The following is a 21,418-nucleotide window of genomic DNA, read 5'->3' as shown; positions in this document are numbered from 1 at the left end:
CCCCGGCCTCAGTCGGAGCGCCAACCTTTTTCCCGCCCGGCCGCGACGGGCCCGGCCGCGACGCCCCCGGCCGGGACGGGTGACGCGGCCGCCGCCGCGCGGGCCCGGCGCACGGCGGACAGCGGCGTGGGCGCCAGCGTCCGGCGCAGGTTGGTGCGCATCGTCGACGCGGCGTCGAGCAGGTAGTTCTGCCGGACCTTCCAGGGGCCGCGGTCGCCCTGCCGGGGGAAGGCGTCGATGGAGCGCTGGACGTATCCGGAGGCGAGGTCGAGCAGCGGACGTTCGTCGAGCGTGCCGGCCGGCTTCGGTTCCACCGCCGCGTAGTCGTTGGCGCGCATGTGGTTGAGCACCTTGCAGACGAGCCGGGACGTGAGGTCGGCGCGCAGCGTCCACGACGCGTTGGTGTAGCCGATGCACACGGCGAAGTTGGGTACGCCCGTCATCATCGCGCCGCGCCACACGAACTGCCGGTTCAGCTCGACCGGTTGACCGTCGACGCGGGGCTCGATGCCGCCGAAGGCGAGGAGTTGGAGCCCGGTGGCGGTCACGACGACGTCGGCCTCCAGGACACGGCCGGACTTCAGCCGGACGCCTTCGGGGACGAAGCGGTCGATGTGGTCGGTGACGATCTCGGCGTCACCCGCCTTCAGCGACTCGAACAGGTCGGCGTCGGGCACCGCGCAAAGCCGCTGGTCCCGGGGGTCGTAGGACGGCGTGAGGTGGTCGGCGACCAGGCGGTCGTCCTTGACGATGCGCTTGTTGAGGCCGGTGAGCAGTTTGCGCGCGGCCTTCGGGCTGCGGCGGCAGAACTGGTAGAGGCCGATGGCGAAGAGGATGTTCTTCGTCCGCACGACCCGGTGCGCGGCGCTCGCGGGCAGTACGGCGCGGATGCCGTCGGCGAGCCTGTCCCGCGAGGGCAGCGAGCCGATCCAGGTCGGGCTGCGCTGCAGCATGGTGACGTGCGCGGCGCTCCGTGCCATCGCGGGTACCAGGGTGACGGCGGTGGCGCCGCTGCCGATGACGATCACGCGCTTGCCCGCGTGGTCCAGGTCCTCGGGCCAGAACTGCGGGTGCACGACCGTGCCGGTGAAGGAGTCGACGCCCGCGAACTCCGGTGCGTGGCCCTGGTCGTAGTTGTAGTAGCCCGCGCAGGAGTACAGGAAGTCGCAGGTGATGGTGGTCAGGGTGCGGCTGCCATCCGAGTCGCTGCGCTCCAGGGTCACCGTCCAGCGCGCCGTCGCGGTGGACCAGTCCGCGCCGACGACCTTGGTGCCGTAGCGGATACGCCGGTCGATGCCGAACTCCGCCGCCGTCTCCTTGATGTAGCTCAGGATGGACCGGCCGTCGGCGAGCACCTTCGTGTCGCGCCAGGGCTTGAAGGCGTAGCCGAGGGTGAACATGTCGGAGTCCGAGCGGACGCCCGGGTAGCGGAACAGGTCCCAGGTGCCGCCCATGGACTGCCGCGCCTCGATGATCGCGTACGAGCGCTCGGGGCACTCGGTCTGCAGCCGGTATGCGGCGCCGACGCCGGAGAGCCCGGCGCCCACGATCACGACGTCGATGTGCTCGACGGGGGTGCCGGGTTCGGCGGCGCCTTCCGGGCCTTCGGTCCTTGAGTCTGCGGAGTACGTCATTCCTTCAGTGTCCGGAAGTACACCCGGCAGGAATTGACCCGGGACGACAGATCTTTGACCCTGGACGACATGTCCGTGATCAGATCGGCGGGGCTGCGTGGTTTCCGCGCCACGGTGGCGGAGCTAGGCGGCGACGCCGAGGCGTACGCCCGGCAGGCGGGCGTGCCCACGGCGGCGCTCGACGGGGACGACCTCCTGGTGCCGGAGGAGGCGATGGCCACGGTACTGGAGCTGGCCGCGGAGGACCTCGCCTGCCCCGACCTCGGCCTGCGCATCGCGGCCCGGCAGGACCTGGGCATGCTCGGCGCCCTGGCCCTCGCCATCCAGAACTCCGCCACGCTCGGGGACGCCCTGGAGTGCACCACGCGCTATCTGTTCGTCCACGCGCGCTCGCTGAGCCTGAGCCTGGAGCCGGACCCGTACGGCACGCCGGGGGTGGCCGCCCTGCGCTACGGCGTGCGCGAGGGGGTGGCGGCGCCACCGCAGGGCATCGACCTCTCCCTGGGGTTCATGCACCGGGCCATCGTCTACCTGGTCGGCCCGTACGGCCTCGGCTCGGTCGAACTGCCGCATCCGCTCCTCGCCCCGCTGTCGGCGTACGAGGACTTCTTCGGCGTACCCGTGAAGGCGGACCGCCCCGCGGCGCTGCTGCGCGTCCCGCTCAGCCTGGCCGACCGGTCGCTTGGCGGCGGCAACGCCCATCTGCGCCGCCTCGCCCTCGCGTATCTGGACGAGCAACTGCCCGCGGAGCGAACGGACATCGTCAGCGGCGTGCGAGCCGTGGTGGGCCGCTCGCTCGGCACATCACCACCGGAGATCGGCACCGTCGCGCACCTCCTGAACGTCCATCCGCGGACCCTGCAGCGCCGGTTGCGCGCCGCGGGCACGACGTTCGCCGAGGTCATCGACGCCGAACGACGCACGGCGGCGCACCGCTACCTCACGGAAACGGACCTCCCCCTGGGTCAGGTCGCCCTGCTCCTGGGCCTCTCCGAACAGTCGGCCCTGAACCGCTGCTGCCGCCGCTGGTGGAGGACGACCCCGCGAGCGATACGCACGCAGGGGCAGGGCGGGGCGGAGCCTCCGGGTTCCTGAAGCATCCTGCCGTCGACCCGTTGGTTCCGGCCAGTCTCGCGCCGCGGATCGGGTGCGATCTGGCTTGTCTTGGCGTGGACCAACTAGATGCCCCAGGCATCCAATGGGACAGGTAAAAGGAGCCCCTCCGCTTGTGAGGTACGTCCATGACCGAGTCAGTCGCGTCCGAGTCAGTCGCCTTCCCGCAGGACCGCACCTGCCCCTACCACCCGCCCGAGTCGTACGAGCCGCTCCGCGAGGCCCGGCCGCTCTCGCGGGTGCGGTTGTTCGACGGGCGTTCCGTCTGGGTGGTCACCGGGCAGGCCACCGCCCGTGATCTGCTCATCGACCCGCGCCTGTCCACCGACCGCGAGAACGAGGCGTTTCCCGCGCCGACCGAACGCTTCGCGCGGATACGCAACCGCCGGGTCGCCCTGCTCGGCGTCGACGACCCCGTGCACAACGCGCAGCGCCGCATGCTGATCCCCAGTTTCTCCGTCAAGCGGATCGCCGCGCTGCGGCCCCGGATCCAGGAGACGGTCGACCGGCTCCTCGACGCCATGGAGGCGCAGGGGTCACCGGCCGAGCTGGTCGGCGCGTACGCGCTGCCGGTTCCTTCCATGGTGATCTGTGCCCTCCTCGGAGTGCCCTACGCCGATCACGAGTTCTTCGAGGAGCAGTCGCGCCGGCTGCTTCGCGGCCCCCGCGCCGAGGACACGGAGCTGGCGCGGGACGAACTGGACGCGTATTTCCACGCGTTGATCGACCGCAAGCGGCATAGGCCGGGAGACGGGCTCCTCGACGAGCTGATCCAGCGGCAGCTCGTCGAGGGTGCGCTCGACCGCGACGAACTGGTCAGCCTGGCGACGATCCTGCTGGTCGCGGGGCACGAGACCACGGCGAACATGATCTCCCTGGGGGTGTTCACGCTCCTGCAACACCCCGCTCAGCTCGCCGAACTGCGCGCCGAGCGGGAGTTGATGCCGGCGGCCGTCGAGGAGCTGCTGCGCTTCCTGTCCATCGCGGACGGCATGCTGCGAGTGGCGAAGGAGGACATCGACATCGCTGAGAGCACCATCCGCGCGGACGACGGCGTCATCTTCTCCACCTCCCTCATCAACCGCGACGGCGCGGCCTACGAGACGCCGGAGGAGCTCGACTTCCACCGTGCCGACCGCCACCATCTCGCCTTCGGCTTCGGCATCCACCAGTGCCTCGGTCAGAACCTCGCCCGCACCGAGATCGAGATCGCCCTGCGGACGCTTTTCGACCGGATGCCGGAGCTGCGCCTAGCGGTGCCCGCACGGGAGATTCCGTTCAAGCCGGGCGACACGATCCAGGGGATGCTCGAACTCCCCGTCACTTGGTAGGAGATGGAGGAGCGGAGGCGATGAGCGTGAACGTTCATGTGGACAAGGAGCGGTGCGTGGGCGCGGGGATGTGCGCGCTCACCGCGCCGAGCGTCTTCACCCAGGACGACGACGGCTTCAGCGAGGTGCTCCCCGGCCGCGCTGACGGCGGCGGTGACCCGCTGGTGCGCGAGGCCGTGCGGGCCTGCCCGGTGCGGGCCGTCACCGTCGACGATTCCCCGGGTGAGTAGCTGTTCGGCCTGGCTGTGGGCTCAGTGACCCCACTGCAGTAGCGGCATCGGACCAAGCCCCTCCGCCCTCGCGGCAGTTGTCAGCCCCGCAGCGTCACCGTGAAGCTTCTGCCGTACGCCTGGCGGGTGTTCACGTCTATCCGGGTCCCGCCGTGGGCCCGGATCACGCGCACCCCCTTGTCCGCCCTCACCTCCCGCAGCGGACGGCCGCGCAGCCACACGCTGATCCCGGCGCGGTCCATCGTCGGGTCGGACACCGCCACGGTGGTGGTGCCGCGCCGCTCGCGCCGTACGAGTACGGAGGCGGGCCCATCGATCCGCAGACCCGCGACCTCGTGACGGCCCGCCGTGAAGCTGTTCGCGGCGGTCAGGCCCAGGCCGGCGTGGCTGACGGCCTGCAGCCGGACCGTGTTCGCCAGGACCTCCAGCGGCCGTCCGCCCCGGTAGGACCGCAGCCCCGCGTCGGCCGCGTTCGGCACGAGCGCGTACGCCAGGCGGACGGGCCGGGCCCCGGCAGCCCGGTCCACGCTCACGCCGAGGACCGTGCGCGTCACCGCGGTGTCCGGGTTCGCGGTGCGGACGGCCCGGCGGCTTCGGGTGACCTTGTCCAGGGCGACCCGCACCTTCGGGGTGTCCAGGAAGACGTAGCCGACGGAGGTGCGCTGCGTGGCGTTGGCGTAGCGCAGCCACCGGAGGTCGCCCGTGCCCGCGCCGGTCCAGGGGCGGCCGTCACGCAGCTCCCCGGTGACGGAGACCTGGTCGTCCGGTGCCGCGGTCCGCGCGTCGACCGTCGTCGTCACGGCCCGCCCCGCGCCGTCGCCGACCCCCGCCGCGAGCACGACGATCTCCTCGTCGAGCAGGAACCACGACTTCGTCGCCGTCGCGCCCCGGTGGACGACGAAGTCGTCCGGCAGCAACTCCCGGTCGTGGAAGGCTGCGTCACTGGACTGCACCGCCCCGGCCGCGCCGTACGTCCCGAGGACGGCGCCCCCCGAGTACTGGTTGGTGCCGCGCGGGAAGTAGACGTACTTGTTCTGCGACTCGGACGACGCGGTGAAGTTCAGGGGGTGGCCGGGGTTGTCGTAGTACGGCTTCCCGTAGAGGTCCGGGACCGTCCGGCGCTGCTCGACGGGCGCGGTGACTCCCGCCAGGCCGTACGGCGAGACCGTGGTGTAGTAGTCGACCCCGTACGCCTGCGTCTGGTCCTGACCTGAGAGGTAGAGGTAGTACGCGCCGTCGCCCTGGAACCACGGCATGAGGTTCTCGCCGCTCATGTACTCGTACTTGCTGATCCGGTCCGAGCTGCGCGCGAGCGCGAAGGCGTAACCCGGTCTGCGGTGGACGGTCTTGTCCATGGCGTTGAAGGCGACGCTGCGCGAGGCGGGGTTCAGGTCGGCGGGCGGCACCGACGCGTCCCCGATGATGTCGGCGTAGAGCGCGACGCTGACCGGCGATACGAACGCGGTCGGGTCGAGCGCGGCGCGCGAGGTGGAGCGGATGTGCTTCACGTAGCTCTTCAGGGCGGTGGCGTCGGCGCCGGTGGAGAGGGACGAGAGGTCGACCACGGCCTCGACCACGACCGCGACGTCGACGTAGCCGCCGTCCGGCCGCGACACCGCGCGCCCCTTGACGATCTCCATCATCCAGCCCTCGAAGATGAGCGGCGCGAAGCCGTCGCGCACCCATTTCTGGATGGTCGGCACGAGCTCCTCGCCGTGCGCGAAGCCCGTGCCGTCGAGGATCTTGAGACTCTGCACGACCCGGGTGAGCAGACCTTTGCCGTACGAGCCCGTGTACGCGACGGAGGCGTGCTGGATGAAGGAGCCGTCGGCGTAATGGCCGTCCGTCACACCGTGGTTGAGGCGGTAGGGGTCGATCGTGACGAAGACCGTCAGCTGGTCGGTGAGGGCCTTGCGGATGCGGGCCTCGCCGCCGGAGCCGAGGAGCGCGCCCTGAAGGATCCGGTTGGTGGTGATGTCGGCGAGGTTGGCGCCGGTGTGGAAACGCGAGTCCAGGTTCACGTCACCGTCGGTGCCGTTGCGGAGGTAGGCGTCCATCGAGGCGACGTACGTGGTGACGAGGTCGGGCTTGTAGGCGCGCACTTCGTCGACGAGGAGTACGAGGGTCTTGCTGACGGACTGGGAGATGCCGATCTCCCAGTTGAACCAGTTGCCGTAGTAGCCCTTGGACTGGTCGCCGTAGTAGCGCTCGTGCAGCCATCCGAGGCCGTCGATCACGCGGCGCTGCACGGCCGTGTTCCCGTGGAGGTCGGAGAGGGAGCCCGGTGTGCGGGTGGCGAGGGCGATCTCGTACAGCCGCTTGAAGGCCGTGTTGAGGTTGGCGTCGTCGGTGCCGAGCGCCTGACCGGCGAAGAGCTCGCCCTCGCCCGCGTCGTCCATCGCCTTCAGGTTCGTCCGGGCCGTCCTGTCGATCGCGGCGAGCTTGGCGGCCGTCTCTGGGCGTGCGTTGGACTCGGCGGTCCCCGCGAAGATCCCGACGGTGTTGGCCAGGAGGCGTTCGCCGCCGGCCGCGGCCACGGCGGCGCTGACGGGCGGTGCGGGGACCACCGCCAGGAGACCGGCGGCCGACAGGGCGGCCAACAGACGTCTGCGGGTGATGTCCATGGCGACCTCCGCCGGTGAGATGGCGTACTGGCGTTCTGGCGTACTCGCGTTCTGGCGGGCGGAGTCAAGCAGATGCCCAGGGCGACGACAAGGGTGAGCGCCCCGCCGCCCCGCAGCACGGACCGATCGGAGCAGCGGCTCAGCCCCGGCCGGCCCGGCTCTCGTCCCCCTCAGCCGTGCCGCCTCCCGCCCCGCTCCGCGATGTGCCGCGGGACCGCGATGCCCGGCGGCAGCAGCGGGTCGGCGGTCGGGGTGCCCCAACTGGACGTCAGGGGGAGGTTTCCGGCCCAGAGTCCCAGTTCCGCGTCCGGGCCTTCGCCGTCGTCCGGAGGGCCCACGCTCGTTTTGACCGAGGCCTCCGCCAGGGAGAGGGCGAGGAGGGTCGTGGCGGCGAGTTCCTTGCGGCTCGGGCGTCGGGCGTAGTCCCACTGGCCGGGGGCCGCGTGCTCGGTGAGCAGGCGCAGGCCCGCCAGCTTCTCGTCCGGGTCGGTGACCTTGCGCGGGACGCCGTAGATCATCGCGCTGCGGTAGTTGACGCCGTGCTCGAAGACCGAGCGGGCCAGGATCAGACCGTCCACGTGCGTGACGGTGACGCAGACCGTGGCGTCGGGATCGGCGGCCAGGCTGCGGCTCGCGACCGAGCCGTGGAGATACAGCCTGCTGTCGTCGCGGCCGTAGACGGTCGGCACCACCATGGGGTGCCCGTCGACGACGACGCCCAGGTGGCAGACGAACCCCGCGTCGAGGATCGCTTCGAGGTCGGCGCGGTCCTGGCTGCCCTGCTCGCGCAGCCGACTGTGGCGTGTGCGGTCGGTCTGCGGGAGCGTGCCGGACAGGGGTGGGGGTGGAGGTGAGGGTGGGGGCACGGGTTGGGTGCTCTCCGGGGCGCTCTCCGGCCCGCTTTCTTGTTCGCTGGTGGTCACGCCACCGCAAGCTACCGATATCGCGACCCTAATGCCATACCTCAACGATTTACGTCCGGCCGATCGACGCCGTACGACGAAATCCGCACCTCATGCGCGATTCGTCCAACTACGCCACCGAGAATCCAACAACCCCCGCCGCGTGAGTGTTGTGACGTCCCGCCCCGCCCCTGTCTGATGGAAGCCATGGAGCTCCCCTACCTTGAGGACGTATCCCCCGGCACCGGCAGCCTCCCGCCCCGCGCGTGGTACGCGAGGTCGGATGCCATCTCCCTTTCGCTGAACGGCAGTTGGCGCTTCAGGCTCTCCCCTGCCGCCGACACCACCGACGACTCCTTCGCCTCGGGCGGCTTCGACACCGAGGGCTGGGACACCGTGGCGGTGCCGGGTCACTGGGTACTGCAGGGCCACGGCGCGCCCATTTACACCAACATGCTCTATCCCTTCCCGGTCGACCCGCCCCGCGTGCCCACCGAGAACCCCACCGGCGACCACCTGCGCACCTTCGACCTGCCGGACGCCTGGCCCGCTACCGGCGGCGGCACGCTCCGCTTCGACGGCGTCGAGTCCTGCGCGCGCGTCTGGCTGAACGGCACCGAGCTCGGCGAGTTCAAAGGCTCCCGGCTGCCCCACGAGTTCGCGGTGGGCCACCTTCTGAAACCGTCCGGCAACGTCCTGGCGGTCCGCGTCCACCAGTGGTCGTCCGGCTCCTATCTGGAGGACCAGGACCAGTGGTGGCTGCCGGGCATCTTCCGGGACGTGACCCTGCTGCACCGCCCCGAGGGCTGCGCGCTCGACTTCTTCACGCACGCGTCGTACGACCATCGCGCGGGGACGGGGACCCTGTGCGTCGCATCGGACGTCGAGGGGCGGGTCAGCGTGCCCGAGCTGGGGATCGACGTCCCCACGGGCGAGTTTGTGACGGTGGCCGTCGAGCCCTGGACCGCCGAGACACCACGCCTCTACGACGGGGTCCTCGCCACGGCGGGCGAGCGCGTCCCGCTCCGGATCGGCTTCCGCACCGTCGCCGTCGAGGACGGCGTCATCAAGGTCAACGGCCGGCGGATCCTGTTCCGTGGCGTGAACCGGCATGAGTTCCACCCGGAGACGGGCCGCGCCCTCGACCTCGACACCATGCGCACCGACGTGCTCCTGATGAAGAAGCACAACATCAACGCGGTCCGCACCAGCCACTATCCGCCGCACCCCGCATTCCTCGACCTCTGCGACGAGCTCGGTCTGTGGGTCATCGACGAGTGCGATCTGGAGACCCACGGCTTCACCGCGCAGGGCTGGCGCGGCAACCCCGTCGACGACGACCGCTGGACGCCCGCCCTCCTCGACCGCGCGGCCCGCATGGTCGAGCGCGACAAGAACCACGCGTCGGTGATCATCTGGTCCCTCGGCAACGAATGCGGCACGGGCCGCGGCCTGACCGCCATGGCCGACTGGATCCGCGCACGGGACACCGGACGCCTCATCCACTACGAGGGCGACCGCTCCTGCGCGGACACGGACATGTACTCGCGCATGTACGCCGACCATGCCGAGGTCGAGCGCATCGGCCACCGGGCGGACACGGACGGTCCGGAGTCCCGGCGTCAACTCCCCTTCATCCTCTGCGAGTACGGCCACGCGATGGGCAACGGCCCCGGCGGCCTGAGCGAGTACCAGGAGCTGTTCGACGCGCATGAGCGCAATCAGGGCGGCTTCATCTGGGAGTGGATCGACCACGGCCTCAGGCACCCGGAGTTCGGCTGTGCCTACGGCGGCGACTTCGGCGAGGAGCTGCACGACGGGAACTTCGTCTGCGACGGCCTGGTCTTCCCCGACCGGCTGCCGTCGCCGGGGCTCGACGTGTACAAGCGGGTCATCCAGCCCGTGGGTTTCGCGTACGACGCGGCAGCGGGGACGGCCCGGATCACCAACCTCCACGACTTCGCGGACCTGTCCCACCTGTCGTTCGAGTGGTCGTACATCAGCGACACCGACGCGGTGTACGAGGCCGGAGAGTTGGCCGTGCCGCCGGACCTGGGCCCCGGTGAATCCGTCGACCTGAAGCTGCCCGACGCGCCGCCCGCGAGCCGCCGGGCCGAGACCCTCCTGCACCTCACGGCGATGGTCGGCGTCAAGACGAACTGGGCGAAGCTGGATCACGTCGTCGCGCGGGCCGAGTTCCCCGTCACGCAACGGCCCGCCGTCGCCGCCGCCACCGGTGAACGCCCGGTGCACGGCGGTCACTTCATCACGCTCGGCCCCGGCACCTTCGACGCCCGTACCGGCGAGCTGCTCACTCTGAACGGCATCACCTTGTCCAGCGGCCCCCGCCTGGACATCTGGCGCGCCCCCACCGACAACGACAACGGTGCGTCCTGGCAGGGCGGGCAGCGTCACGGCCTCGTCTGGCGGGAGCTCGGCCTGCATCGGATGCAACACCGGCGCGACGCGGTGGAGTTGACGGACCACGGCCTCACCGTCCGCACCCGCGTGGCACCCGCCGCGCGTGACATCGGCCTGCGCACGGTCTACCGATGGACCTCCGACGGCGACCGGCTGACGCTCACGGTCTCGGTCACGCCCGAAGGCGAGTGGACGGCGCCGCTGCCCCGGCTCGGCATCCGGCTCGGGCTGCCTGCCGCGTACGGGTACGCGCACTGGTTCGGCGGTATCGGCGAGGCCTACCCGGACACGGCGGCAGCATCCATGATCAGTCGGCACTTCTCGCCGGTCGAGCGGATGCAGACGCCCTACGTCCGTCCCCAGGAGAACGGCGCCCGTGCGGACGTCCGTTGGGCCGAGCTGCGTGCGGGCTTCACCGGCGAGGGCGTACGGATGGTCGGCGAGCCCGCCTTCTGGTTCACGGCGCGCCGCTGGAGCACCGAGCAGCTCGACGCGGCCACGCACCGTACGGATCTCACCCCCGGCGACACGGTGTGGGTCCACCTCGACCACGGGCAGCACGGCATCGGCTCGCAGTCGTGCGGTCCCGGGGTTCTGCCGCGTTACGAACTCCATGCCGCACCCGCCGAGTTCGCGGTCACCTTCTCGTATCGGGGCGCCGCGCCCGAGGAGGAGCCGTCGGTGCCGGCTCCACACGGGGGAACCTCGCTCTGACCGGCGTTTTCCGGTGACTCAGCACTAGACTGGAGGTCATCGTCGAACCACGTGCCGCCTTGGGGGGAGGGAGCACCCCTTGTCACAACCGCGGCTCGGCCGCAGCCCGTTGAGACCACCGTCCACTCCTCCTCCCCCGCCCGGCGACTCGCGCCCCGGGCGGTTCGTGGGCTGGCTCGGCGGCTTCGGCTGCGCAGCGGCCGGGTACGCGGTGTTCCAGTCCCTGGTGGGCGTGTTGCCGGCGACGATCCCCGCCGACACCGCCCGCTACGGCATCGCGGCGGTCAGCGGCGTCGGCACGGGGGTCGCCGCCTGGCTGGCCGCCGCGCTGATCCGGGCCAGGTCGGACGCGGACGACACCACCCGGCAGCCCGCCCCGGTGGCCCCGCCGGCCGCTCCCGCGCCCGGCCCTTTCCCGCTGCTCGCCGCCGCCACGTATGGCACGCTCGCCGCTGAACTCGCCTCCGTCGACTCACCGGAGAACGGCCGTCTCACCGGCTGGGCACATGCCCTCGACGAGCAGACGATGCCGGTGCGCCCCACCCCCACCGGAACCGCCTACGGACTGCACATCGTGCTCGAACTCGGCGTTCCCGACGGCAGGTTGCGCGCTTCGGAACTGGTGGAGACCCTGTGGCGGCTGCGCCTCGCGAACGGCGGCTGGGCCGCACGCTCGCAAGGGTCGATCGCACGCCCCGAAGTGACGGCGCTGGTGCTCGGGGCGCTCGCGCGGGCGGGCGCGGATCCGCAGCGGCTCGCGGAGGAGGCGGCGCGGTGCGCGGCGTGCTTCACCGAGGAGCTGGAACCGTCCGGGGTCGGCAGGACCCATGTCGTGACCACGATGTTGCGCGGCCTGCTGCGCGCGGCGCCGGACTCCCCCGACCTGGCGCGGCTGCGCGCGGAGCTGGTCGACCGGACGGTCACCGACCCGCTGCGCGAGCACCGGCGCTGCTGGGGCCCCGCCCTGCGCACCCCGGTCACGCGCCCGTCGGCGGTGCACACCGCGCAGGCGGTGGTCGCGCTCGACCGCGCCGCCCGGGTGCTCGGCGAGGACGGCAACTCCCGCGCCGCCCGAGAGGACGGCGTCCGCTGGCTGCTCGCCTGCCCCGCTCCCGAGCACGAGGACTGCGCCGACCTGCGCAACACCCAGGAGGAGGTGCGCCGCCCGCATCCGGTCGACTCCTGGCGCCAAGAGGTGCTCTCCGTACGGCACTTCACCGCCGCCTGGATGATGCGGGCGCTGCTCACGCCCGGCGCCTGGGAGATCGCGACGGAGGAGGGCCGCGAGGACGCGTGGCACGCGCTGGTCGACGGCGCGGTGGACGCCGTGTGGCGCCAGCAGGACGACGGGATCTGGAACTGGGACGGGTACGATCTCGGCCGCCCGTTGTGGATGACCTATCAGGGGCTTTCGGCGCTGCGGGCCCATGCCGTATGGATGTATCAGCCGGGTGGGCGGTGATCCCCGCGGCGCGCTCGCGACCGAGGGGGGAGTGACCGCATGGGTGGTGGTCGGGACAGTCGGCACGGCCGGCACGCGCTCAGGGCCCGGCGCCTCCTGGAAGAGGCTTTGGACGCGGCGCTGCCGGAGGACCGGCTCGTGCGGGCCGCCCGCGCCGCCGTCGCCGAACTCGGCTCCCCCGAACGGCTCTTCGGCCTGGTGCGCGAACTGGCCACGGACGCAGGATCCGCCGCCCCGGGGTGCGCGCGTCTCTCGTACCGCCACGTCCTCGGCTTCGACAAGCTGCTCCTGATCGACGGCGGACCCCGGCACATGCTGCGCGCCCACGTCTGGCACCCCGGCGCCCGGTCCGCGGGCCGTGAGGACATCCACAACCACCGCTCCCCGCTCGCCTCTTACGTGGTGCGGGGCAGGCTCGGCATGGAGCTGTACGAGCCGGTGAGCGCCACCGCGGACCGCGGCGACAGCGGCATGACGGCGGCCTGGTACCGCGAGTCCCTGTCGGACGTGGAGGGCCACTGGCTCCTGGAGCCCGCGGGCCTGGCGCGGCTGCGGCTCACGCAGACCGCGGAGTACGCCGCGGGCAGCGGATACGGCCTGCCGTCGTACGCCCTGCATCGCGCGTGGTGCGCTTCGGCGGGGACGGCGGTGACCCTGTTCCTGGAGACGGGGGCGGGGCGGCGGCGGTACACGGACGTGTTCACCGGCTCGGCCGAGAAGTCCGACTCGCACGCGGGTGGCCGCGCAGAAGCGGTCGTGAAGCGGCCGATGGAGGTGGAGGAGTACCTGGCGGAGCTGGAGTCGCTGGCGAAGCTGATCGCCCCGTGACCGAGCGCCGGGAGGCTACCCGCCGAACACGGACGAGGCGTACGCCTGCCGCACGATGTCCCGGTTGTAGTCGTCGATCTCGACCGTGCCGAGGTCGGCCGGGGCGAGCCAGCGGTGGTCCTGGTCGGGATGGGGCAGCGACACCTCGAGGCTCAGCGGCCGCACCAGGAAGTTGTCCTGCCAGTTCTTGACCTCGTGCCCGCGGTACTGACTGACGAAGGATGACTCGCCGACCTTTGCGAGCACCTCACCGAGGAGACCGGTCTCCTCCTTCAGCTCCCGCAGCACGCCGTCCAGGGGACTCTCGCCGGGCTCCAGCTTGCCGCAGGGGACGCCCCACACCCGGGGCAGGAACCGCTCGGTCTCACTGCGCCGCACGAGCAGCACACGCCCGCGATGCGCCACGACGGCAGCCGCCAGTCGGTTGTCGCTCGGCAAGTCCATGGCATCCACCGTAGCGAGGATTCGCGGCACGGGACAGTCGGCCGATGGGCGTCCGTTTTCTTCAATACGGGTGGCGGAGGGCTGTCTACGCTGCGAGACATGACCACGAACATCACCCCCCGCTTCGACCTCGTCGGCATCGTCGTCGCCGACATGGCCGTCACCCTCGCCTTCTACCGCCGCCTCGGCCTGGAGTTCCCCGCGGGTTCCGAGGACCAGCCGCACGTCGAGGCCGCGCTCCCCGGCGGCCTGCGCATCGCGTTCGACACCGAGGAGACCATCCGCTCCTTCGTCGAGAACTGGGAGCCGCCGAGCGGTTCGGGCCGCATAGGACTCGCGTTCCACTGCGAGACCCCGGCGGGCGTCGACGCGGCGTACGAGGAGCTGGTCGGAGCCGGCTATCACGGTGAGCTCAAGCCTTGGGAAGCCTTCTGGGGCCAGCGGTACGCTTCGGTCCTCGACCCGGACGGCAACGGCGTCGACCTGTTCGCGCCGCTGCATACCCCTGCCGCGGACTGAGCAGCTCGCTCAGCGGCACGCCCGCCAACTCCTTGACGTCACGGGCCAGATGGGCCTGGTCCGCGAAGCCCGCGACGACCGCGGTCTGCGCGTATGCCAGTCCTCCCCTGGCCAGGGCCAGCGCGCGCTGCAACCGCAGGATCCGGGCCAGGGTCTTGGGGCCGTAGCCGAACGCGGCGAGTGAACGCCGGTGCAGGAGCCGGGCGTTGACGCCCGCCTCCTCGGCGGTCGCCGCGACGCTGCGCCCCGCGTCCAGGGCCCTGACGACGTGCGCGAGCAGCGGGTCGGGCGGCTCCGCCCCTCCCACGCGTGCCAGGGCGACGGACTCCAGGACGGCCGCGGGATCGCGGGCCGCGTCCATGCGTTCGGTCAGACGGCGCGCCTCGGCGGACGGCCACAGGTCGCCGAGGTCGACGCGCCGGTCGCGCAGTTCGTGCGCGGGTACGCCGAGGAAGGCGGGGGCGGTTCCCGGGTAGAAACGGATGCCCACGTACCGGGCGGCGACGTTCGCCTCGGGGCGGTGGGCGCGCGTGTCGGGGCCCGCGACCAGGAGCGTGCCGCCGGTCCACAGCAGGTCCATGCAGCCGTCGGGCAGGACGGGGTACACGGGGCCCGCCGCGCCGCGGGAGGCCCGGGTCCACAGGACCGCGCCCGCCAGCCGGGACGGCCGCTCCGCGTACTCGACGGTCTCGTACGACACGTTCTCCAGGCTACGCCGCCAATGGGTCACGCGGCCGGTGAGCGGTGCTCCTGCGGACTGACCCCGTACACCCGCTTGAAGGCGCTGGAGAGCGCGAACGCGCTGCCGTATCCGACACGGCGGGCGATGGCGGCGATCGTCTGCTCGCTGTCCCGCAGCAGGTCGGCGGCGAGCGCGAGCCGCCAGCCCGTGAGGTACGCCATCGGCGGCTCGCCCACGAGTTCGGTGAACCGCCGGGCGAGCGCGGCCCGCGAGACGCCCGTCTTCGCGGCGAGCACGGCGATCGTCCAGGGGTGTGCGGGGTCGTCCTGGAGCAGCCGGATCGCCTGTCCGACGACCGGGTCCCCCATCGCGCGGTACCAGGCGGGGGCCTCCGCCTCCGGCCGTGAGAACCACGCCCTCAGCGAGGCGATCATCAGCAGGTCGAGCAGCCGGTCGAGCACGACGTCCTGCCCCGGCTCGTCCTTGGTGATCTCGTCGGCGAGCAGCGGGGTGAGCGGACAGTCCCACACCTCCGTGGGCAGGACGAGGAGCGGCGGCAGGGCGTCGAGCAGCCGTCCGGTGATCTCGCCGCGCGCCTGATAGGTGCCGATCAGCATCTCCGATGCGCCGTCGAGCGATTGGCCCCAGGTGCGCGGGCCCAGGTCCCGGTACTGGTCGGCCGGGGTGTCGCCGAGGGGCACACAGCGTTCGCCGGGCCGGATCTCGACGCGGGGCGGCGCCGCCTGCTCGTCGGCGACGGTGTAGTGGTCGGGGCCGCGGGCGATGGCGACGTCTCCGGGGCGGATCAGCTGGGGTTCGCCGGCGTCGGGCACGATCCAGGCGGTGCCCCGCACCATGATCATGACCGAGAGCGGTGCCTCGTCCGCGATGCGGACGGACCAGGGCGGGTCGAAGCACGCGCGGATCATGAAGGCTCCTCGGGCGCGGGGGCCTTCCAGCAAGCCTGCGAGTACGTCCATGTCACGAGCGTAGACGTACGCGTATGGGGGTGAGTCCTTGGCGGATGGTTCCTTGTGGCGCGGGCCAGTTCACTGAAGTCATGACAGAGAACGCGCTGAACACGCGGAACGCGAAGAGCATGCGGGACATGAGGGTGTTGGTCACGGGCGCCACCGGCAGGATCGGTCGGCGGGTCGCGGAGGCCGCCGAGGCGGCGGGCTGCACGGTGCGGGCGGCATCGCGCTCGGGGGCGGTGCGGTCAGGGGCGGTGCGGTCAGAGGCGGTGCGGTTCGACTGGTACGACCCGTCGACGTGGGAGGACGCGCTGCGGGGCGCGGACGCCGCGTACCTCGCCTATGTGCCGGACGTCGGCGCGCCCGGCGCGGGCGACGCGGTGGGCGCGCTTTCCCGGCGGGCGGTGGAGCTCGGCGTGCGGCGGCTCGTCCTCCTGTCGGCGCGGGGCGAGGACCAGGCGGAGCCGGCCGAGCGGGCGGTGCGGGAGTCCGGTGCGCAGTGGACCGTCGTACGGGCTAGTTGGTTCGCCCAGAACCTGAGCGAGGGCCCGCTGCTCGACGGCATGCGGGCCGGGGAGCTGGTGTTCCCTGCCGGGGAGGTGCTCGAACCGTTCATCGACGCGCGGGATGTCGCGGATGTGGTGACGGCGGTCCTGCGCCCCGACTCGGGTTACGCGGGGCAGGTGGTGGAGATATCGGGGCCGCGGCTTCTCTCGTTCCGGGACGCGGTGGGCGAGGTGTCGGCGGCCGCGGGGCGGGAGATCCGGTATGTCCCCGTCTCGGCGAGGGAGTACGGGGGTGCTCTCGCCGGGTACGGGGTGCCGGCGGAGGAGGTCGAGTTCCTGACCGAACTCTTCGAGACGAATCTGGACGGCCACAACGCGTACCTCTCCGAGGGGGTGCGGGAGATTCTGGGGCGGGCGCCTCGTGACTTCACTGATTTCGCTCGGGAGCAGGCGGAGGCGGGCGTCTGGAAGGGGTGAAATTCCCCAACCCCGCCCCTTCCCGAAAACCGTGCCTGCGCCCCGGACCTACCTGGGGCTCCGCCCCAGACCCCGCTCCTCAAACGCCGGAGGGGCTGAATCTTTCAGCCTCTCCGGCGTTTGAGGAGGGCCCTCGCGCCGAGCGAGTTTTCGGGAAGGGGCGGGGTTGGGGATGAATCCGCCCTACTCCGGCGGCTTCTCCCCGTTCGCCCCGTTCTTCTTCACATGCCGCAGCCTCGAAGAGACGTCATCCGGGGGCAGAAAGCGGGACCACCGCTCGGGGAACTCCGACGGCATGTCGGGGTCGTCCGGGTCCTGCGAGGCCTCCCTCGCAGCCGCGGCCCGCGCAACCACCTCCACCGCCCGCGCCTCCCGTATCCGATCGTTGGCCGCACGGGCGGCAGCCGTGGCGACGGAGGGCCACACCCGGTCGATGGCCGCGTTCACGGCCGCGCCCACAAGCACCGCGAACGCCGATACGCCGATCCACAGGAGCACGGCCACCGGCGCCGCCAACGAGCCGTAGATCGTGGGGCCTTCGACCGTGCTCGTCAGGTAGATCCGGAGCAGGAAGCTGCCGAGGACCCACATCCCCAGGGCGATCAACGCGCCCGGCATGTCCTCCACCCAGGGCGAGCGCACCGGCACGGACACGTGGTACAGCGTCGTCAGGAAGACCACCGACAGAAGTGTCACCACCGGCCAGTACAGGATCTGCACCACCGTCGTGGAGCCGGGCACCAGATTCACCACCGCGTCAGGACCCGCCACCATCAGCGGAAGCGCCACCGAACCGATCAGCAGCGCCACGATGAACAGGCCGAACGCGAGGAGGCGGGTCTTGACGATGCCGCGCGCGCCGTCGAGGCCGTACATGACCGTGATCGTGTCGATGAAGACGTTCACGGCGCGCGAGCCCGACCACAGGGCGAACAGAAAACCGATGGAGATGACGTCGGGCCGGCCGACCCGCATCACGTCCTCCAGTATCGGCTCCGCGATCTGCCGGACTCCCTTGTCGGAGAGGACCGTGCGGGACGCCTCGAGGATGTTGTTCTCGACGCTGGCGATCGTGTTCGCGCCGGTCCACCGGTCCACGTACGCGAGCAGGCCGATCAGGCTCAGGAGCAGCGGCGGCACGGAAAGCAGCGTGAAGAACGCCGCCTCGGCGGCGAGTCCCAGGATGCGGTATTCCACGCACGAGTTGACCGTGTCCTTGAGCAGCAGCCAGGCGGTCCTGCGCTTGGAGACGTTGCTGTAGAGAGCGCGGGCCCGGTGCCAGCGGCCGGACGGCCTCCCGGGTGTTTCTTTTGCCTGGTGCACCTCCTTACCGTAGCGGCATGGCAGCCACCACCCACACAGTGACCAACCAGGCTCCGCCCCTGGTGGGATATGACGTTTTTACGTCTGACCGCGCGCTCGTGGAGGGGGTCGAACGGCATCTCGATCCCGCGCTCCTCGACGGCGCCCGCGAGCACCTCTCCCTGCTCGGGCGCACCGCGGGTTCGGCGCAGGCGCGGGAATGGGGGTTCCTGGCCAACGAGAATCCGCCCGTTCTGCACACCCATGACCGCTATGGCAACCGCATCGACGAAGTCACCTTCCATCCGGCGTGGCACCGGCTGCTCGGCAAGGCGGTGTCGTCGGGTCTGACGACCGCCTGGTCGCAGCCCGGCGGCCATCTGCGGCGCGCGGCCGGGTTCCTGGTCTGGTCGCAGGTCGAGGCGGGGCACGGCTGCCCGGTCTCCATGACGCACGCGGCGGTTCCGGCGCTGCGGACGGATCCCGCGCTCGCCGCCGAGTGGGAGCCGCGGCTCGCTTCCATCGTCTACGACGAAGGTCTGCGGCCCGCCTCCCAGAAGGCCGGAGCGCTCTTCGGGATGGGCATGACGGAGAAGCAGGGCGGCAGCGACGTGCGCGCGAACACGACACGCGCGCGTGCTCTCGCGGAAGAGGGCGCCTATGAGCTCACGGGCCACAAGTGGTTCTGTTCCGCGCCCATGTCCGACGGCTTTCTCGTGCTCGGGCAGACCGGTGCGGGACTGACGTGTTTCCTCGTGCCGCGGGTCCTTGAGGACGGCACCCGCAACGCCTTCGCCATTCAGCGCCTCAAGGACAAACTGGGCAACAGGTCGAACGCGTCGAGCGAGGTCGAGTTCGACGGGACGTGGGCGCGCCGCGTCGGGGAGGAGGGGCGCGGGGTGCGCACCATCATCGAGATGGTGGCCGCCACGCGGCTCGACTGTGTCGTGGGTTCGGCCGCGCTCATGCGGCAGGCCGTCGCGCAGGCCGTGCACCACGCCACGTACCGCGAGGCGTTCGGCGGCAAGCTCGTCGACAAGCCGCTCATGCGCAACGTCCTCGCGGATCTGGCGCTGGAGTCGGAGGCGGCCACGACGCTCGCGCTGCGTCTCGCCGCCGCGTACGACGACGGGAGCGAGCAGGAGCGCGCGTTCCTGCGCATCGCGGTGCCGACCGCCAAGTACTGGGTGACCAAGCGCTGCACGCCCCTCGTGGTGGAGGCCCTCGAGGTGCTCGGCGGCAACGGCTACGTCGAGGAGTCGGGGATGCCGCGGCTCCTTCGCGAGTCGCCGCTCAACTCCATCTGGGAGGGCTCGGGGAACGTACAGGCGCTGGACGTGCTGCGTGCGTTGCAGCGGGAGCCGCTGGCGCTGAACGCCTTCCTCCAGGAGGTGGGCCTCGCCCGCGGCGCCGATCACCGCCTGGACGGCGCGATCAAGGGGCTGCTCACCGAACTCGCCGACCTGGACGCCATCGAGGCGCGGGCGCGCCGCCTAGTGGAGCGGATGGCTCTGGTGCTCCAGGGCTCGCTGCTGGTGCGGTACGCGCCCCCGGAGGTGGCCGACGCGTTCTGTGCCTCGCGGCTCGGCGGTGACTGGGGCTCGGCGTTCGGGACGCTGCCGCACAGCCTCGATCTGGCCTCCGTGGTGGAGCGGGCGGCTCCGCGCGACAACCAGGCGCTGTCCGGCGGGTCATGACGACAAGCGCGGGGGTGGTGCTGCGCCGACACGGCACCACCCCCGCATTTTGGCCCCGTTGAGGAGCGTGCACGCCGCGCGAACGGCGTCGGCATCAGCTTCGATCGCCGCACGGCCGTTCGCGAGAGTTGCAGATGGTTGCAAGTCAGCTGTTCATCAATGAACCAATACCCTTGCGGTCGCCGAAGGGGCACGATGAGTGAGTGCCCTGACGCGCCGGCTCTGCTCGGGAAGGACCCGGTGATGAACGCGACTTCGACGATCAGCCTCGCGAGGATCTCCGCCATGGACAGTGCGCAGGCCGCACGGCTCCTCGCGGGTGTACGTCACGCGGCGCTCGCCGGGCTGCACCCGCGCGTGCTGCCGCGTCCCGTGATCGAGGAGTCCTGGGAGCGCATGAAGCTCGACGGGGTCGATCCCGACCACGACTACCGCTCCCGGCTGCTCGGCGTCGAGGAGCTCGAGGAGCGCCGGCGCGCGTCGCCGTTGACGGAGATCATGCCGGTGCTGCGCGACGCGCTCGTCTCGGTGGCGGACGCGGCGCACCACATCATGGTCGTCTGTGACCCGGAAGGCCGGGTGCTGTGGCGCGAGGGCAACTCGGCGGTGCTGCGCAAGGCGGACTCGCTCGGCTTCGAACTCGGCGCGGACTGGGCGGAGAACGTCGTCGGCACGAACGGCATCGGGACACCGCTCGTCGTGCGCCGCCCCGTGCACGTGTTCTCCGCCGAGCACTTCGTGGAGACGCACCACGCGTGGACATGCGCGGGTGCTCCCATCACCGATCCCCGCGACGGCCGCCTCCTCGGCGTGGTCGACATCAGCGGTCCGCTGAACACGATGCATCCGGCGACGCTCGCCCTGGTCGACTCGGTGGCCAAGCTCGCCGAGGCCCGGCTGCGGGAGACACATGTGACGGCGCTCGACCGGCTCCGCTCGGTGGCGGCGCCGGTCCTCGCGCGCCTCGCGGGGCGCGCCCTTGCTGTGGACACCCACGGGTGGACGGCGGCGGTCACGGGAATGCCGCCCACGGACCGGCTCGCGCTGCCCAAGGCCATGGCCGCGGGCCACATGTGGCTGCCCTCGCTCGGCACCTGCGCGGTGGAGCCGCTGCCCGGCGGCTGGCTGCTGCGCGTCGAGGACGACCCGCGGCCGCTGACCGCGACCCGCGTGATCCTGGACGTGAGCGGGCCGCGCCGCTGGTCGGTCACCGTCGAGGGCGACGGCACCGGCGGCTGGACGCACGAACTCAGCCCGCGCCACGCGGAGTTGCTGTTCCTCCTGAGCACCCACCGCAAGGGCCGCAGCGCTTCGGGCCTGGCCGATGACATGTTCGGTGATCCGGCGCGCACGGTGACGGTCCGCGCCGAGCTCTCCCGGGTCCGGCGCTACCTGGGCGGACTCCTGGCCCACCGCCCCTACCGCTTCCCCGAGGATGTGGACGTGATGGTGATCCTGCCGGAACACCCGGCGAATCTGCTGCCGCACTCGACGGCGCCCGCGGTGCGCGCGGCGCGGAGGGCGCCGGAGCCTTGAGTGCCGGTGCCCGCCTTGGCCG

General features: G+C 71.5%; 17 protein-coding genes. 10 read left to right on the top strand and 7 right to left on the bottom strand.

Annotation, left to right across the window (positions count from 1 at the left end; genetic code table 11):
* Nucleotides 1-8 precede the first annotated feature (8 nt).
* Nucleotides 9-1,634: an NAD(P)/FAD-dependent oxidoreductase gene (locus ABXJ52_RS29390; protein ID WP_367045948.1), complete on the bottom strand. Its 1,626-nt coding sequence runs from the start codon at nucleotides 1,632-1,634 to the stop codon at nucleotides 9-11.
* Nucleotides 1,635-1,703: 69 nt separating this feature from the next.
* Between ABXJ52_RS29390 and ABXJ52_RS29385 the strand changes: the two genes are divergently transcribed.
* The 3 genes from ABXJ52_RS29385 (at nucleotide 1,704) to ABXJ52_RS29375 (ending at nucleotide 4,308) form a co-directional block, all read left to right on the top strand.
* Nucleotides 1,704-2,729, top strand: coding sequence for an AraC family transcriptional regulator (locus ABXJ52_RS29385; RefSeq protein WP_367045945.1), 1,026 nt, complete (start codon nucleotides 1,704-1,706; stop codon nucleotides 2,727-2,729).
* Between the two features lie 146 nt (nucleotides 2,730-2,875).
* Nucleotides 2,876-4,078 carry a cytochrome P450 gene (locus tag ABXJ52_RS29380; RefSeq protein ID WP_367045943.1) on the top strand — a complete coding sequence of 401 codons (1,203 nt, stop codon included), beginning with the start codon at nucleotides 2,876-2,878 and terminating at the stop codon, nucleotides 4,076-4,078.
* 26 nt (nucleotides 4,079-4,104) lie between these two features.
* Nucleotides 4,105-4,308: a ferredoxin gene (locus ABXJ52_RS29375; RefSeq protein ID WP_367049356.1), complete on the top strand. Its 204-nt coding sequence runs from the start codon at nucleotides 4,105-4,107 to the stop codon at nucleotides 4,306-4,308.
* A gap of 80 nt (nucleotides 4,309-4,388) precedes the next feature.
* On the opposite strand, the gene ABXJ52_RS29370 is transcribed toward ABXJ52_RS29375, so the two are convergent.
* Nucleotides 4,389-6,932 (bottom strand): polysaccharide lyase family 8 super-sandwich domain-containing protein, encoded by a 2,544-nt coding sequence (locus ABXJ52_RS29370; protein ID WP_367045940.1) that lies wholly within the window; start codon nucleotides 6,930-6,932, stop codon nucleotides 4,389-4,391.
* Between the two features lie 170 nt (nucleotides 6,933-7,102).
* Nucleotides 7,103-7,768, bottom strand: coding sequence for a pyridoxamine 5'-phosphate oxidase family protein (locus ABXJ52_RS29365; protein ID WP_367049354.1), 666 nt, complete (start codon nucleotides 7,766-7,768; stop codon nucleotides 7,103-7,105).
* Between the two features lie 273 nt (nucleotides 7,769-8,041).
* Between ABXJ52_RS29365 and ABXJ52_RS29360 the strand changes: the two genes are divergently transcribed.
* The 3 genes from ABXJ52_RS29360 (at nucleotide 8,042) to ABXJ52_RS29350 (ending at nucleotide 13,259) form a co-directional block, all read left to right on the top strand.
* Nucleotides 8,042-10,969, top strand: a complete 2,928-nt coding sequence (locus ABXJ52_RS29360) for a glycoside hydrolase family 2 TIM barrel-domain containing protein (protein WP_367045936.1) — start codon at nucleotides 8,042-8,044, stop codon at nucleotides 10,967-10,969.
* 79 nt (nucleotides 10,970-11,048) lie between these two features.
* Nucleotides 11,049-12,431, top strand: a complete 1,383-nt coding sequence (locus ABXJ52_RS29355; protein ID WP_367045934.1) for a hypothetical protein — start codon at nucleotides 11,049-11,051, stop codon at nucleotides 12,429-12,431.
* Between the two features lie 39 nt (nucleotides 12,432-12,470).
* On the top strand, nucleotides 12,471-13,259 hold the full coding sequence (locus tag ABXJ52_RS29350) for a hypothetical protein (RefSeq protein WP_367045932.1): 789 nt from the start codon (nucleotides 12,471-12,473) through the stop codon (nucleotides 13,257-13,259).
* A gap of 15 nt (nucleotides 13,260-13,274) precedes the next feature.
* On the opposite strand, the gene ABXJ52_RS29345 is transcribed toward ABXJ52_RS29350, so the two are convergent.
* Nucleotides 13,275-13,703, bottom strand: coding sequence for an NUDIX hydrolase (locus tag ABXJ52_RS29345; RefSeq protein WP_367045930.1), 429 nt, complete (start codon nucleotides 13,701-13,703; stop codon nucleotides 13,275-13,277).
* 111 nt (nucleotides 13,704-13,814) lie between these two features.
* On the opposite strand from ABXJ52_RS29345, the gene ABXJ52_RS29340 reads away from it, so the two are divergent.
* Entirely contained in the window at nucleotides 13,815-14,222 is a 408-nt protein-coding gene (locus ABXJ52_RS29340) for a VOC family protein (protein ID WP_367049352.1), read from the top strand.
* On the opposite strand, the gene ABXJ52_RS29335 is transcribed toward ABXJ52_RS29340, so the two are convergent.
* Together ABXJ52_RS29335 and ABXJ52_RS29330 are read right to left on the bottom strand one after the other, a co-directional pair.
* Nucleotides 14,116-14,922 carry a DUF6597 domain-containing transcriptional factor gene (locus ABXJ52_RS29335; protein ID WP_367045928.1) on the bottom strand — a complete coding sequence of 269 codons (807 nt, stop codon included), beginning with the start codon at nucleotides 14,920-14,922 and terminating at the stop codon, nucleotides 14,116-14,118. The two genes, ABXJ52_RS29340 and ABXJ52_RS29335, sit on opposite strands and share 107 nt — an antisense overlap.
* 26 nt (nucleotides 14,923-14,948) lie before the next feature.
* Nucleotides 14,949-15,884, bottom strand: coding sequence for an AraC family transcriptional regulator (locus tag ABXJ52_RS29330; protein WP_367045926.1), 936 nt, complete (start codon nucleotides 15,882-15,884; stop codon nucleotides 14,949-14,951).
* Nucleotides 15,885-15,964: 80 nt separating this feature from the next.
* Here ABXJ52_RS29330 and ABXJ52_RS29325 point away from each other — a divergent pair, with 80 nt between their 5' ends.
* On the top strand, nucleotides 15,965-16,861 hold the full coding sequence (locus ABXJ52_RS29325) for an NAD(P)H-binding protein (protein ID WP_367045924.1): 897 nt from the start codon (nucleotides 15,965-15,967) through the stop codon (nucleotides 16,859-16,861).
* Nucleotides 16,862-17,044: 183 nt separating this feature from the next.
* Here ABXJ52_RS29325 and ABXJ52_RS29320 read toward each other — a convergent pair whose 3' ends face one another.
* Entirely contained in the window at nucleotides 17,045-18,184 is a 1,140-nt protein-coding gene (locus ABXJ52_RS29320) for a YihY/virulence factor BrkB family protein (RefSeq protein ID WP_367045922.1), read from the bottom strand.
* 17 nt (nucleotides 18,185-18,201) lie between these two features.
* Between ABXJ52_RS29320 and ABXJ52_RS29315 the strand changes: the two genes are divergently transcribed.
* On the top strand, nucleotides 18,202-19,860 hold the full coding sequence (locus ABXJ52_RS29315; RefSeq protein ID WP_367045920.1) for an acyl-CoA dehydrogenase family protein: 1,659 nt from the start codon (nucleotides 18,202-18,204) through the stop codon (nucleotides 19,858-19,860).
* Between the two features lie 243 nt (nucleotides 19,861-20,103).
* Entirely contained in the window at nucleotides 20,104-21,396 is a 1,293-nt protein-coding gene (locus ABXJ52_RS29310) for a GAF domain-containing protein (RefSeq protein WP_367045918.1), read from the top strand.
* Nucleotides 21,397-21,418 lie beyond the last annotated feature (22 nt).

Source organism: Streptomyces sp. Je 1-332 (assembly GCF_040730185.1).
Classification (GTDB): Bacteria; Actinomycetota; Actinomycetes; order Streptomycetales; family Streptomycetaceae; genus Streptomyces.
The sequence above is the reverse complement of the archived record's forward strand: the minus strand, read 5'-3'. Positions and strand labels throughout refer to the sequence as shown.

What these genes read in the sequence shown, in the direction of transcription:
- ABXJ52_RS29315 (WP_367045920.1), top strand. Translation starts at nt 18,202, where the DNA reads ATGGCAGCCACCACCCACACAGTGACCAACCAGGCTCCGCCCCTGGTG.
- ABXJ52_RS29345 (WP_367045930.1), bottom strand. Translation starts at nt 13,703, where the DNA reads ATGGACTTGCCGAGCGACAACCGACTGGCGGCTGCCGTCGTGGCGCAT.
- ABXJ52_RS29360 (WP_367045936.1), top strand. Translation starts at nt 8,042, where the DNA reads ATGGAGCTCCCCTACCTTGAGGACGTATCCCCCGGCACCGGCAGCCTC.
- ABXJ52_RS29385 (WP_367045945.1), top strand. Translation starts at nt 1,704, where the DNA reads ATGTCCGTGATCAGATCGGCGGGGCTGCGTGGTTTCCGCGCCACGGTG.
- ABXJ52_RS29370 (WP_367045940.1), bottom strand. Translation starts at nt 6,932, where the DNA reads ATGGACATCACCCGCAGACGTCTGTTGGCCGCCCTGTCGGCCGCCGGT.
- ABXJ52_RS29390 (WP_367045948.1), bottom strand. Translation starts at nt 1,634, where the DNA reads ATGACGTACTCCGCAGACTCAAGGACCGAAGGCCCGGAAGGCGCCGCC.
- ABXJ52_RS29350 (WP_367045932.1), top strand. Translation starts at nt 12,471, where the DNA reads ATGGGTGGTGGTCGGGACAGTCGGCACGGCCGGCACGCGCTCAGGGCC.
- ABXJ52_RS29310 (WP_367045918.1), top strand. Translation starts at nt 20,104, where the DNA reads ATGAACGCGACTTCGACGATCAGCCTCGCGAGGATCTCCGCCATGGAC.
- ABXJ52_RS29325 (WP_367045924.1), top strand. Translation starts at nt 15,965, where the DNA reads ATGACAGAGAACGCGCTGAACACGCGGAACGCGAAGAGCATGCGGGAC.
- ABXJ52_RS29330 (WP_367045926.1), bottom strand. Translation starts at nt 15,884, where the DNA reads ATGGACGTACTCGCAGGCTTGCTGGAAGGCCCCCGCGCCCGAGGAGCC.
- ABXJ52_RS29380 (WP_367045943.1), top strand. Translation starts at nt 2,876, where the DNA reads ATGACCGAGTCAGTCGCGTCCGAGTCAGTCGCCTTCCCGCAGGACCGC.